Origin of the sequence: Pseudomonas sp. ML2-2023-3, assembly GCF_037055275.1 — a bacterium.
In the GTDB taxonomy this organism is placed as follows: domain Bacteria; phylum Pseudomonadota; class Gammaproteobacteria; order Pseudomonadales; family Pseudomonadaceae; genus Aquipseudomonas.
Map to the genome: position 1 here is coordinate 1,085,887 of NZ_CP146343.1, position 13,451 is coordinate 1,099,337.

The window sequence follows — 13,451 nt, forward strand, 5'->3', positions numbered from 1 at the left end:
ATAGACATAGTTTTACCGCTCTATTGCAGGCGGTTTTTTGGTTCTGGAGGTTGAAGCGATGAATAAGTTGAGCGGCGTGGCACTGGCAACATTGATGACCGTGGCAGCGAGCCCGGTGTTTGCAGGTTTCAGCCTGAGCGACGTGGCCAACGTGGCGGCGCAAGTGCAGGGTGCCAACGGCAATGGCGCGACCACCGACAAGTCGGCGCAAGCGGTGCAAATGCTGACCAAAGTCAACGAGCTGGGTGTAAAGCCTGAGCAGGCGGCGGGCGGTATCGGCGCGATGTTGAGCCTGGCGAAAAACCAGCTGACCTCCAGCGACTATTCCGAACTGACCCAGCAAGTGCCGGGCGTCAACAAACTGGCTGGCGCCGGTGCACTGGGCCAGTTGAGCCAGTTGGGCGGCCTGCTGGGCAAATCCAGTGGCGTGTCCGAGACCGCGACCAGCGCCGTCAGCAACGTGGCCAACACCGACCAGTTGAACAGTGCATTCACAGCCCTGGGCATGCAGGACGGCATGGTTGCCAAGTTTGCCCCGGTATTGCTGGAGTACTTCAAGGGCCAGAACGTCAGCACTTCGCTGCTGAGCAAGCTGGGCAGCGCCTGGGGCGTTTAAGGCTGGCAACTTTCACACCGTATTCTCTTTAAAAGGAAGTGCCCGCATGAGGTCTGTTTTTGTGTTGCTGTCTGTATTGGCGTTGCCGGTGATGGCGGCCGAGCCGACCCTGTACGGGCGTTACGAATACATCAAGTTGCCGGAAATTGGTGAAACCCTCAAAGCCAAGATGGACACCGGTGCCCTGACGGCGTCGCTGTCGGCCAAGAACATTCAGACCTTTACCCGTGATGGTGACGAGTGGGTCCGCTTCCAACTGGCGACCGAAGGCGCGAGCAGCAAGGTGTACGAGCATAAAGTGGCGCGCATCAGCAAAATCAAGAGCCGCGCCGATGAAGATGATGAGAAAGAAGTCCCCGAAAGTGCCAAGCGCCCGGTGGTCGACCTGGAGATGTGCCTGGGTAACGTCAAGCGCACCGTGGAGGTCAACCTCACCGATCGCAGCAGCTTCAACTATCCGTTGCTGATCGGCGCCAAGGCGCTGCGCGAGTTTGGTGCCGCGGTGAACCCGGCCCGTCGTTACACGGCAGACAAGCCCGATTGCTGATTTAGGTGGGAGCGGGCTTGCTCGCGATGGTATCGACGCGCTTTAACTGCAAGACCGAGTCGATTGCATCGCAGGCAAGCCAGCTCCCGCCTGCTCAGCGCTTGAGCAAACCGCGCACACTGATCCACACCGGGATCCCCAGCCCGATCCAGCTCAAGATGTCCCACGCGCCGTCACCCAGTAGCGCGCTGAACAATCCGGTCACGCTCACAAGCCCAATGGCCAGCGGGATGGAAAACACCTTCCAGAAGTTCGACTGACGCGGCCTCATCGAGCGTTCTCCCTGGCCGCACGTCGACGCACCCACCACAGGTACAAGCCGCTGGCGAGCACCACGATGGTCAGCAGGTCGAGGGCTGCCCAGAGGACTTTCATCGGCATGCCGCCGTAGTCGCCAAAGTGCAGCGGCTGGGACATGCCCATCGCATCCATGTACCACGGCCGTCCGGCCACTGCAGTGACGGCAAGGGTGCTGGCATCGATCAATACCGGTGTCAGCAGGTGCGAGGTCAGGTGCGTGCTGCCTTTCATGAACACGGCGTAATGGTGTTCGCTGGAGAAGCGTGTGCCGGGGAAGGCGATAAAGTCCAGGCGCATGTCGGGCGCGGCTTTTGCGGCGATCTCCAGCAGTTGGCTGGCCGGGGCGAGACGGGTCAGGGGCGGGGCCTCGCGGTAGGGTTCGATCATGGCGCTGAGGCTGTCATTGCGCCAGGCGGCGATGATCAGGTCGGCGCAGGCGCTGATCACGCCGGTCACGCCCACCACCAGGGCCCAGGTCAGGGTCACGGCGCCAAGCAGGTTGTGCAGGTCGAGCCAGCGCAAGCGGGTGGACTTGTCGGTGCGCACCGTCGCGAATTCGTGGCGGCGCATGAAGGGTAGATACAGCACCGTGCCGGAGATGATCGCCAGCACAAACAGCAGACCCATGAAGGCCAGCAGCAGCTTGCCGGGCAGCCCGGCGAACATGTCTACGTGAAGGCGCAGCATGACCATCATGATCCCGCCATTGGCTGACGGAACCTCTATGGCCTCGCCGGTGCGCGCATCGAGCATAAAGGTGTGGGACGAGTTGGGCTCGGTGCCCGCGGTGGCCGCCATGATCGTGAGGGCGGCATTGGGTTCGTCTTCTTCCCAGCCGAAGTACTGCATGACCTCGCCAGGCCGATGAGCTTCGGCGGCGCGTACCAGTTGTTGCAGGTCGAGCGTCGGGGTGTCGGCGGGCAGTTCCTTGACCTGCGGCGCATCGCCCAGCAGGTGGTCGATTTCATGGTGAAAAATCAACGGCAAACCGGTCAGTGCCAGCATCAGCAAAAACGCGGTGCAAATCAGGCTGGTCCAGGTGTGGACAAAGGACCAGCGGCGGATGGTTTTGCTTTTCATGAAAATCCTGAATGCGTAAACCCTCTGTGGGAGCGGGCAAGCCCATTCCCACAGGAGTCAGGTGTCCCTTGGCGGGTTACCACTTGTAGTTGACGCTGGCCATTACGTTGCGGCGATCGCCGTAGTAGCAGTAGAAACCGTCGCAGGTCGACAGGTATTCCTTGTCGAATACGTTGTTGGCATTAACCGAGACCGTGGCACCCTTGAGCGTTTTACTGACCTTGGAGAGGTCGTAATGCACGGCTGCGTCGTAGACGGTGTAAGCATCGGTGTGCCCGTAGGAAGCATCCGGCACATAGGCCATGCTGCCGATCGCAATGTTGTCGGTTTCACCAATGTAGCGAGCGCCAAAGCCCACGCCGAAGCCATCCAGCACGCCTTTGTGCCAGGTGTAGTCAGCCCAGATGGATGCCTGATGTTCAGGCGTCAGTGGCAGTGGACGGTTCTTGTCCAGCGGGTCGGACACCTTGGTCATTTTGGTGTTGGCGTAGGTGTAGGCGGCTGTCAGCTTCAGGTTGTCGTTGACGTTGCCCACGGCCTCCAGTTCTACACCGCGTACGTTGGCTTCACCCAGTGGTCGGCTGACACCCAGGGTATCGCTGAGCACAATGTTTTTGCGGGTCAGGTCATACACGGCTGCCGTGAACAGCATCTCGGTGCCGGGTGGCTGGTACTTGAGACCCACTTCGTATTGCTTGCCTGTGCCGGGTTTGAAGGCCTTGCCGCCAAAGCCACCCGGCTCGGCCTGGAACGATTCGGCATAGGAAACGTAAGGTGTGAAGCCTGAATCGAACACATAGCTCAGCGCGGCATTGCCGGTGAAGGCGCTGTCGTCACGTTTGTCGCGAGCGTTGTTTTCGTTGTAGAACGTGGTGTCGGTGTGCAGCCAGTCCTGGCGTCCGCCCAGGGTCAAACGCCAGTTATCCAGCGCCATCTGGTCTTGCAGGTAGAGGCCGGTATCACGGGTTTTCTGGTTGTAGTCGTTATAGGCGGTGTATTGGACGTTGCTGAAGTCTTGCCCGTAGATCGGGTTGATTATGTTGCTGGCCGGGGCAGCGCCGTATTGCCATTTATAGTTGGTGTTGACGCGCTGGTGGTCGAGCCCGATCAGTACGGTGTGCTTGAGGGTGCCGGTGTTGAAGTCCGCCTGGAAGTTGTTATCCACGGCGAATTGACTGATGTCCTCGTTCACGATATTGGCGCCGCGCTGCAGAGTGCCGTCGTCGGCAACCGAACCGTAATAACCGCCTGCCGTGATGCCCTGGAAGGACAGATCACTTTTGGTGTAGCGCAGGTTCTGGCGGAACTGCCACACATCATCAAAACGGTGCTCAAAGGCGTAGCCGAGTGCGTAGTAGGTTTTGTCGTAGAACTCCCACTTTGGATCACCCAGGTTCTCGTGAAACTTCACCTTGCCCGCTGGTGAGTCCACTTTGGTGCCCTGGATCGGCAAGAACTGGCTGGTGATGCCGGTGTCGTCACGATTGAACTGGCTGAGGAACGTCAGCTTGGTGTCTTCGTTGATGTTCCAGGTCAGGCTGGGCGCGATGTTGTAGCGTTTGTCTTCGTTATGATCGATTGCAGTGTTGCTGTCGCGTACCACGCCGCTGACTCGATACAAGAATTGCCCTTCATCATCAATCGGGCCGGTGCTGTCGAAGCTGATCTGCTTGCGCTGGTAGCTGCCGACTTGTACCTGCACTTCATGGCTTGGGGTGTCTTGCGGGCGACGGCTGACCATGTCCAGCAAGCCGCCAGCAGGTGTCTGGCCGTAAACCGATGATGCCGGGCCACGGAGCAGGGCTACGCGCTCCAGGTCCCAGGTTTCCAGCTTGGGCATGGTGTAGGAACCCTTGGGCAGCGGCAGGCCGTCCAGAAACTGGGTCGGTTCAAAACCACGTACCTTCAGCCACTCCGAGCGGCTGTCGCTGCCGTAACTGCTGGCCGTAACGCCGGGCATATAGCGCACCGCGTCATCCAGGTTCTGCACTGCCCTGTCCTGCATCTGGCTGCGTGTGGCAACGGAGATGGAGCGCGGAGCTTCTGCCAAAGAGGTATCGGTTTTGGTGCCCGACGCTGTGCGCTGGGCCAGGTAGCCATCAACCGGGCCCCAGGCGCTTTCGTAATTGCCCTGGCCAGAGATAGTCGTTGCCTCCAGGGCCAACGCACCCTGGGGGATTTCGATCAGTGTGAAGCTGCCAGCAGTGCCGGGCACCAGCTGCAACCCGCTCCCCTGCAATGCTTCACGCAATGCAGTCGTGGCCTCGAACGTACCTTTGACCGGCGCCGAAGTTTTGCCCGCCAGCAAGGACGAGTCGATGGCCAGGGTGATGCCGGCCTGGCTGGCGATCTGATTCAGGGTGGCCGCCAAGGGTCCGGCGGGCAGGTTGTAGCTGCGCGCAGACGATGCCTGCTCGCCAGCAACCAGAACGGTACTGGTCAACGGGGCGCAGAGGGCGATGGCGATGGCTAACAGGCTGGGGCGCAACAACGTGTCGAGGGAGCGGGACATTCGGCGGGTTCCTGAATGGAAATGTTTCTGATGCCTCTCTGCCGGATGAGAGTTGAAAAGTGATAGGGCTGATTGAAAATAATTTAGATTCAGTTCGCCGACGGTTTGGCGCTGACGGTGATCCACCACGGGGTACGTTGCTCGATACGCACTGGCAAGGTCGGCTGCAAGGCATTGAGCGACCGTTCGATGTTGTTCAGTGGAAAGCTGCCGGTGATGCGCAGGTCGGCGACTTCGGGGCCTACGCCCAGATGGCCGACGTGATAGCGACTGAGTTCGCTGACCATGTCGGCCAGGCGCACGTTGTCCAGCACCAGCATGCCCCGCGTCCAGGCGTCTGCCCCCGGGCTGAGGGTGAGCATCTGGCCCAGGCGGTCGCGGCGCATCAGGACCTGCTGGCCTTCGCTATAGATGATGTGGTCTGCGCTGTTCTCAGGGTGTGCTTCGACTCGCGATTGCAGCACGCTCAGGCGCGTGCCGTCGTCTTCGCCCTTGACCATGAACCGTGTGCCCAGTGCGCGCAGGCTGCCGTCGCGGGTTTGCACGATAAACGGTCGAGGGTCGCCATGGCCGGTCTCAACCATGATCTCGCCTTCCTGCAGGATGATGCGTCGGGTCGTTTCATCAAACTGCACATCGACTGCGCTGTGGGTGTTGAGGTTGAGCAGCGTGCCATCGGCCAGGCGCAACTGGCGTTGTTCGCCGGTGGCGGTGCGCTGGTCGGCCATCCAGTAATCAATGGGCAGGTAGTTTTTACCGGCGAACAAGGCCAGCCCACATACCAGCGCGATACTGGCCAGGCCACTGCCGATTTTGCGCACCTGTCCCTGTACGCCGTTGCGGGCATTGAGCAAGGCGTTGCGCGCCGGGATGCTGGTAGTGCTGAAGCGCTGATCGAGCATGCCCAGTTGCAGCCACGCGCGGGCGTGTTCTTCGCTGGCGCTGTACCACTTGGCAAATTCGGCCTGCTCCACGGCACTGCCGCTGCCGCAATCCAGGCACAACTGCCAGGCGATGGCGGCGTCCAGCACCTGAGAGGAAACCGGTTTGGTGTTGGCCTGGCTCATGTCGGTTCGCCATACAAGGCGATATAGCACTGGCGGATGCCCTGGGCCAGATACTGGCGTACGCGGGGCACAGACACGCCAAGGCGTTCGGCGATTTCAGCGTGGGTCAGGCCATCCAGACGGCTGTGAAGGAAGGCTGCACGGGACTTGCTCGACAGCTTGCCCAGCAGGCGATCGATGGCCCTGAGGTCTTCAAGGATCAGGTGCTGGGCTTCGGGTGAGGGGTGTTCGGCCTCGGGGATCAGCATCAGCTCGTTGAGCCAGGCCTGCTCCAGTGCCGCGCGGCGAAAATAGTCGAACAGCAGGCCCTTGGCGATGGCCGCCAGCAATGCCCGTGGTTCGCGGGGGGCTTGCAGTCCTGGGCGGCCGAGCAGGCGCACAAAAGTGTCCTGACTCAGGTCTTCGGCCCGCTGCGGGCAGGCCACGTTACGCCGCAACCACGCCAGCAGCCAGCCGCGATGGTCGCGATAAAGCGCTCCAACCAGCTCACTGTGTGGGTTTTGGACTGACGACAAAGACATCACCGACGGCAAGTTTTAACTAACGATAATTATTCGCGATTGTGTCAGAGGGAATGGTCCTACGCAATTGACGCTCATCGGATGGCAGACCGGGAGGGGTAAAAACCATTTTTTGTGGGAGCGGGCTTGCTCGCGATGAAATCGCTGCGGTGTGTCTGATGGACCGGGTTGTTTGAATCGCGAGCAAGCCCGCTCCCACAGATTAAAAACCGTGCATCTGCTTGCGCCGTTGCCACTGGTTCAGCCGCTGTTGCAGGGCCTGGGGGGTGTCGATGCCTTGGGTGCGGGCACGGTTGAACAGGATCAACGCCAGTTCGGCGGTGGCCAGGGCATCTGCGCTGGCGTTGTGGCGGTCTTCGACCTGCAGGTTGAAGTGGTTGATCCATTGATCAAGTCCGGCTTCGCGCAGATTCACCTGGGGACAAAGCATGGGTGCCAGTGCCGCCACATCCAGAAACGGATGCTGCAAGCGGTAGCCCAGGCTGTCCTTGAGGGCACGGGCGAGCATGTGCTGGTCAAACGGCGCATGGAACGCCAGCACCGGGCTGTCGCCAACAAAATCCATGAAGTCGAGCAGGGCATCGACCGGGTCGCTGCCTGCGGCAATGGCGGCAGGCCCCAGCTCATGGAGCAACATGCTGGGGCTCAAGGGGTTGTCGGGGCGCAGCAGGGTGCGTTCAAACCCCTGGCTGAAGTCAATGGCGCCGTCCTCAATGACCACCGCACCGATCGACAGCACTTGGTCGCGATTGAGGTTCAGGCCGGTGGTTTCCAGATCGACCACCACCCAGCGTTGCGTGCGCATGGGTGTCTCGCTCAACCCGCAGGCGGTCGGCAGTCGCAGCAGGCGCTGATGCTGCTCAAGGCTGAGCACCGGTTTTTTTCGTGGCAACAACCATGACAGCAGGCTCATAGCTGATACCGCAGGGCCAGGCTGCTTTGCAGGCGCTGGGCCTGGCGCAGGGCTTCACGCAGGATGCGTCGGTCCAGCTGGTTGAGGCTGTCAGGGTCGACGCGGTTGGAGTACGCACGGTTTTCCCGGGTTTGCAGCTGGTGCTGCTGCATGCGGGTTTGCTGGATGAAGTGATAGGCCTCTTCATAGGCGGCCCCGTCCAGTGGCTCGATCACGTGCAGGGTGACCAGCTGGCGCAGACGTTCCAGGGTATTGTTGGCTTCGACCCCGTTGGCCAGCGCCAGCAAGCGCGCGCCGTCAACGAAAGGCGTGAGGCCCTGGATCTTGAGGTCGAGGGTGGCCTTGTCGCCGCCTTTGCGTTCCAGCACAAACTCACGAAAGCGCCCCACGGGCGGGCGATGACGCAGTGCGTTGTCGGCCATCATGCGCTGGAACAGACGGTTGTCGGCGACCTGTCCAAGCATGCCGCGGCGCAGTTGCTCACAGCCCTGTTCATCGCCCCAGACCACCCGCAGGTCGAAATAAATGGCGGAGGCCAGCAGGTTTTCAGGGGTGGCTTCGCGGATAAATGCGGCAAAACGGCGGGCCCACTCGGCGCGTGACAGGCACAGGTCGGGGTTGCCGGCCATGATGTTGCCCTTGCACAGGGTGAAGCCGCAGGCTGCCAGGTGCTGGTTGATCTGCTGGGCGATGGGTAGCAGGCGCTGGCGAATCTCGGCGGCCTGGGCGTCATCCCTGGCCTCGAACAGAATGCCGTTGTCCTGGTCGGTGTGCAGGGTTTGCTCGCGTCGGCCTTCACTGCCAAAACACAGCCAGGTAAACGGTACGCCGGGGTCGCCCTTGTCAGCCAGCACCAGTTCGATTACCCGGCATACGGTGTGGTCGTTGAGCTGGGTGATGATGTGGGTGATCTGCGTGGAGGACGCACCGTGGGCCAGCATGCGCTCCACCAGTTGGCCGATTTCACCGCGCAGGTTGATCAGGGTATCCAGCCGTGGCGCGTGGCGGATGGTGCGCGCCAGATGGACCAGATCGACCCGTTGCAGAGAGAACAGATCGCGTTCGGACACCACGCCACACAGGCGCTGGTCCTTGACCAGGCACACGTGGGCAATGTGCCGTTCGGTCATGGCGATGGCGGCGTCGAAGGCGCTGTTATCCGGGCTCAGGTAGAACGGGTCGGGTGTCATGTGCAGTTCGATGGCTTGCGCAAAATCCTCAATGCCATTGGCCACCACCTGACGCAGGTCGCGCAGGGTGAAAATCCCCAGGGGCGATTTGTGTTCGTCGACGATCACAATGCTGCCCACTTGCTGTTCGTGCATCAGCCGTACGGCTTCGCGCAGCGAGACGGTGGGCGCACAGGTCACAGGGTGGCGCATGGCCAGTTCGCCCAGGCGGGTATTGAGCGAGTATTGGGTGCCCAGGGTTTCAGCCGCTTTTTGCTGAACCTGCTGATTGACCTTGTCGAGCAGGCTGCTGACGCCACGCAGGGCAAAGTCGCGGAACTCGTCGGACAGGCCAAACAGTTTGATAAATGCGAGTTTGTTCAGTTGCAGGCAAAACGTGTCTTCGGCCGCGCGGTGTTCAGTGCGGGTGGCGCGCTCGCCCAGCAAGGCGGCAAGCGGGAAGCACTCGCCAGCGGTGATCTCGAAGGTGGTCTGGGCTTCTTCGCGGCCCACGTGGGTGCGCTCGCCCACCACACGGCCCTGCTTGACGATATAGAAGTGTTCCACCGGGCCGTCGGTCGGTCGGATGATGCTTTCGCCGGGGGCATAGAAGCGCAGTTGGCACTGCTCGACCAGATACGCCAGGTGAGTGTTTTCCATTTGGTTAAAGGGCGGGAATCGCTGCAAAAACTGCATGGTGCCGTGAATGTTCTGTAGCACCGCGGTTTTCCCTGCCTGGAGAAACGCATCCGATTTACTCATTACTGATACCGCGTTGTTGGTGGTTAACCGTTGTTGTTATGACCGGACAGGGCTTCGCCCCATGGCGTACTTCTATCCCTCATGCTCGGCGGTCTGCACGCGGGTGCCCATTGGACGTAAGTCTATGGGGCCAGGGTTCTGAGACGGCTTTCAAAAAGGCGGACAGGTTTTTGTACATTATTTGTACTGCAAGGCTTGGAAATGCGAATGGCTAAGTGCACATTGGCAAATGGTCAGGGATAACCGACTACGCTCTTAGGATATTTCGCCGACAAGTTTGCTTTAGAGAAACATATGACTGAGCACGACATTTTGACTGACGCCGAACGTGAGGCCTTGAAAGAGGTCATGCTGACCCCTGCTTCGGCTTCATCATGTGTGTTGATTGTTGAGGACGATCCAGTGGCTCGGGAGTTGTTGGCGGAGCTTCTGGAACTCAATGCAATCGAAAGCCTCACGGCCAGCAATGAAGAGCAGGCGCTGGCGCTGTTGGCATCGGACAAGCCGATTAACCTGATGATCACCGATTTACGCATGCTGCCCCACGATGGCTTGCACTTGATTCGCAAAGTGCGCGAGTCGGATCAGGCCACCTTGCCGATTATCATCATGTCGGGGGATGCGAGTGTGCGCGATGCCATCGATGCCATGCATCTGCATGTGGTGGACTTTCTGCTCAAGCCGATTGATACCGCCAAGTTGCTCAAGCTGATCCGTCAGGAACTGGGGATCTAGGGCTTGCTGCGGGAAGGTGGGTCAAGGCAATAAAAAAAGCCCCGAATGTTCGGGGCTTTTTTTATCGTGACGGGTTACAGGCCGTTTTTGGCCTTGAACTCGCGACGACGACGGTGCAGTACCGGCTCGGTGTAGCCGTTTGGCTGCTGGGTGCCTTCGATCACCAGTTCGATGGCCGCCTGGAAGGCGATGTTGCTGTCGAAGTTTGGCGCCAGCGGACGGTACAGCGCGTCGTTGGCGTTTTGACGATCGACCACAGGCGCCATGCGCTTGAGGCTTTCCAGGACCTGGGTTTCGCTGACGATGCCATGACGCAGCCAGTTGGCGATGTGCTGGCTGGAAATACGCAGCGTGGCACGGTCTTCCATCAGGCCGATGTCGTTAATATCCGGCACCTTCGAACAACCTACGCCCTGGTCGATCCAGCGCACCACGTAGCCCAGGATGCCCTGGGAGTTGTTGTCCAGTTCGTTCTGGATCTGTTCCGGCGTCCACTGGGGGTTCACTGCCAGCGGGATGGTCAGGATATCGTCCACCGACGCAGGGGCGCGCTTGGCCAGTTCGGCCTGACGGGCGAACACGTCAACCTTGTGGTAATGCAGCGCGTGCAAGGCGGCGGCGGTCGGCGATGGCACCCAGGCGGTGTTGGCACCGGCCAGCGGGTGAGCGATTTTCTGCTCCAGCATCGCGGCCATCAGGTCGGGCATGGCCCACATGCCTTTGCCAATTTGCGCACGGCCTTGCAGGCCAGTGCTCAAGCCGACATCGACGTTGTTGTTTTCGTAGGCCGAAATCCACTTCTCGGCTTTCATGTCGGCCTTGCGCACCATCGGCCCGGCTTCCATCGAGGTATGAATCTCATCGCCAGTACGATCCAGGAAACCGGTGTTGATGAACACCACGCGCTCGCTGGCAGCCTTGATGCACGCCTTGAGGTTGATCGTGGTGCGCCGCTCTTCGTCCATGATCCCGACTTTGAGCGTGTTGCGTGGCAACTTGAGTACGTCTTCGATACGGCCGAACAGCTCGTTGGTGAACGCGGCTTCTTCAGCGCCGTGCATCTTCGGTTTGACGATGTAGACCGAACCGGTGCGGCTGTTGCTGCGCGTGGCCTTGCCGTTGAGGCTGTGGATCGCGGCCAGGCTGGTCAGCAGGCCGTCGAGGATGCCTTCGGGTACTTCGTTGCCGTCCTTGTCGAGGATCGCATCGATGGTCATCAGGTGACCCACGTTGCGTACGAACAACAGCGAGCGGCCGTGCAGGCTGACGGTACCGCCATTTGGCGCGGTGTACTCGCGGTCCGGGTTCATGGTGCGGGTGAAGGTTTCGCCGCCCTTGGACACCTGTTCGCTGAGGTCGCCTTTCATCAGGCCCAGCCAGTTGCGGTAGATCACCACCTTGTCATCGGCATCAACGGCGGCAACCGAGTCTTCGCAGTCCATGATGGTGGTCAGGGCCGCTTCCATCAGCACGTCTTTGACGCCTGCGGCATCGGTCTGGCCGACAGGGCTTGCGGCATCGATCTGGATTTCGAAGTGCAGGCCGTTGTGCTTGAGCAGCACGGCGGTCGGTGCCGCGGTTGAGCCGTGGTAGCCGATCAGTTGCGCGGTGTCGCGCAGGCCGGTGCTGGCGCCGCCCTTGAGGGTGACCTGCAAGGCGCCGTCAACGATGGCGTAGCCGGTGGAGTCAACGTGAGTGCCGCTGGCCAGAGGCGCGGCTTCGTCGAGAAAGGCGCGGGCGAAGGCGATGACCTTGTCGCCGCGAACCTTGTTGTAGCCGCGACCCTTGGTGGCGCCATCGGCTTCGCTGATGGCATCGGTGCCGTACAGCGCGTCGTACAGCGAGCCCCAGCGGGCGTTCGAAGCGTTGAGGGCGAAGCGCGCATTCATGACCGGCACGACTAATTGCGGGCCTGCCATGCGGGCGATTTCGTCATCGACGTTTTGTGTCGTTGCCTGGAAATCTGCGGCTTCTGGCTGCAGATACCCAATATCCTGGAGGAAGGCTTTATAAGCCACGGCGTCATGGGCCTTGCCGGCCTGAGCCTGGTGCCAGGCGTCGATCCGCGCCTGCAAATCATCGCGTTTGGCGAGCAGTGCTTTGTTCTTGGGTGCCAGGTCATTGATGACCTTGTCGGCACCGGCCCAGAACTGATCGGCGGTGAGGCCGGTACCGGGGATAGCTTCGTTGTTTACGAAGTCGAACAGGACTTTGGCGACCTGCAGGCCACCGACGTGAACGTGTTCAGTCATTGCTTGCCTCACTCATTTTTATTTAAAGCCTGGAGCGCTTCTTAAAACACCGCGTGGCTCATGCTGGCGGGGTTGGACGGGGTACAGCAGACACCTTGGCGGACCATGTTGCAAGTTATGTAGTGGTCGCCGAGGCATACTACATGATCAATTGCAGATGTGAAAATCAGACCAATCACGTCGTTCTGCGACCGTTTTTACGCTATCGGTCACGCAGAAGAACAGGATGTTCTCAAGAAACATGCAGGTTGTTCCAGATAATTCTAAAAACAGTACACAATTTAATGTTTAGCGATCGGGTTTTATCTGTGTAGTCGCTGCCGAAGGCTGCGAAGGGTTGCGGAGCAACCCGTTTTCCATAGAGCGACACAACCCGCTTCGCAGCCCTCGGCAGCGACTACGAGCATTTGATGGCGGCCTATACTCATTCGATCCCCCCAACAAGAGAGACCCCCGCCATGAACCATCTTGTGATTACGGTGTTTGCCCAGGACAAGGCCGGGCAGGTCGAGCGCATTGCTCAATGCATCGCCGAGCATGGCGGTAACTGGCTGGAGAGTCGAATGTCGCGCATGGCCGGGCAATTTGCCGGAATCCTGCGCGTGGGTGTGCCCGCCGAAGCTCACGATGAGCTGGTCGATGCGTTGCAGCATCTGGGCAAGGAAGGGATTCGGGTGTTGATTGCCGAAAGCGGCATCGAGCAGTCCTGCACCTGGAAGCCCATCGCCATGGAGCTGGTGGGCAACGACCGCCCCGGCATTGTGCGCGACATCACCCGGGTGCTGACGGAGCAGGGCGTGAGCCTGGAGCGGCTGGTGACAGACGTGCGGCCCGCGCCGATGAGCAACGAGCCGCTGTTTCATGCCGAGGCCATTTTGGCGGTGCCCCTGACCTTGTCCCTAGATGTGCTGCAAAAACGTCTGGAAACCCTGGCGGATGAGCTGCTGGTGGATTTGAAGTTCAGCACCGAGGAGTAA

The 13,451-nt window shown here is 60.3% G+C and carries 12 protein-coding genes; 4 read left to right on the top strand and 8 right to left on the bottom strand.

Annotated elements, in window-relative coordinates:
• Positions 1-58 precede the first annotated feature (58 nt).
• Entirely contained in the window at positions 59-616 is a 558-nt protein-coding gene (locus V6P94_RS05005) for a DUF2780 domain-containing protein (protein ID WP_133075258.1), read from the top strand.
• A 46-nt stretch (positions 617-662) separates the two neighbouring features.
• A complete protein-coding gene (locus V6P94_RS05010; RefSeq protein WP_133075259.1) occupies positions 663-1,163 on the top strand; it encodes an ATP-dependent zinc protease in 501 nt (166 codons plus the stop codon).
• Positions 1,164-1,257: 94 nt separating this feature from the next.
• On the opposite strand, the gene V6P94_RS05015 is transcribed toward V6P94_RS05010, so the two are convergent.
• The 7 genes from V6P94_RS05015 to V6P94_RS05045 form a co-directional block, all read right to left on the bottom strand.
• Entirely contained in the window at positions 1,258-1,434 is a 177-nt protein-coding gene (locus V6P94_RS05015) for a hypothetical protein (RefSeq protein ID WP_219262847.1), read from the bottom strand.
• Positions 1,431-2,543, bottom strand: a complete 1,113-nt coding sequence (locus V6P94_RS05020) for a PepSY-associated TM helix domain-containing protein (RefSeq protein ID WP_326398594.1) — start codon at positions 2,541-2,543, stop codon at positions 1,431-1,433. The genes V6P94_RS05015 and V6P94_RS05020 overlap by 4 nt, the downstream gene beginning before the upstream one ends.
• A 76-nt stretch (positions 2,544-2,619) precedes the next feature.
• On the bottom strand, positions 2,620-5,055 hold the full coding sequence (locus V6P94_RS05025) for a TonB-dependent siderophore receptor (protein ID WP_219262849.1): 2,436 nt from the start codon (positions 5,053-5,055) through the stop codon (positions 2,620-2,622).
• A gap of 89 nt (positions 5,056-5,144) precedes the next feature.
• Complete coding sequence (locus V6P94_RS05030) at positions 5,145-6,122, bottom strand: FecR family protein (RefSeq protein ID WP_338649055.1); 978 nt, start codon at positions 6,120-6,122, stop codon at positions 5,145-5,147.
• Positions 6,119-6,643 carry an RNA polymerase sigma factor gene (locus V6P94_RS05035; protein WP_326398592.1) on the bottom strand — a complete coding sequence of 175 codons (525 nt, stop codon included), beginning with the start codon at positions 6,641-6,643 and terminating at the stop codon, positions 6,119-6,121. The genes V6P94_RS05030 and V6P94_RS05035 overlap by 4 nt, the downstream gene beginning before the upstream one ends.
• Positions 6,644-6,845: 202 nt before the next feature.
• Positions 6,846-7,556 (bottom strand): 3'-5' exonuclease, encoded by a 711-nt coding sequence (locus tag V6P94_RS05040; RefSeq protein WP_326398591.1) that lies wholly within the window; start codon positions 7,554-7,556, stop codon positions 6,846-6,848.
• The gene (locus tag V6P94_RS05045) at positions 7,553-9,487 is read right to left on the bottom strand and encodes a putative nucleotidyltransferase substrate binding domain-containing protein (RefSeq protein WP_326398590.1); all 1,935 of its coding nucleotides are present in this window, start codon (positions 9,485-9,487) and stop codon (positions 7,553-7,555) included. Before V6P94_RS05045 ends, V6P94_RS05040 begins: the two co-directional genes overlap by 4 nt.
• A 294-nt stretch (positions 9,488-9,781) precedes the next feature.
• Between V6P94_RS05045 and V6P94_RS05050 the strand changes: the two genes are divergently transcribed.
• On the top strand, positions 9,782-10,222 hold the full coding sequence (locus V6P94_RS05050) for a response regulator (protein ID WP_133075267.1): 441 nt from the start codon (positions 9,782-9,784) through the stop codon (positions 10,220-10,222).
• A 74-nt stretch (positions 10,223-10,296) separates the two neighbouring features.
• On the opposite strand, the gene V6P94_RS05055 is transcribed toward V6P94_RS05050, so the two are convergent.
• Complete coding sequence (locus tag V6P94_RS05055) at positions 10,297-12,474, bottom strand: malate synthase G (RefSeq protein ID WP_326398589.1); 2,178 nt, start codon at positions 12,472-12,474, stop codon at positions 10,297-10,299.
• A 458-nt stretch (positions 12,475-12,932) separates the two neighbouring features.
• On the opposite strand from V6P94_RS05055, the gene V6P94_RS05060 reads away from it, so the two are divergent.
• Entirely contained in the window at positions 12,933-13,451 is a 519-nt protein-coding gene (locus tag V6P94_RS05060) for a glycine cleavage system protein R (protein ID WP_019823006.1), read from the top strand.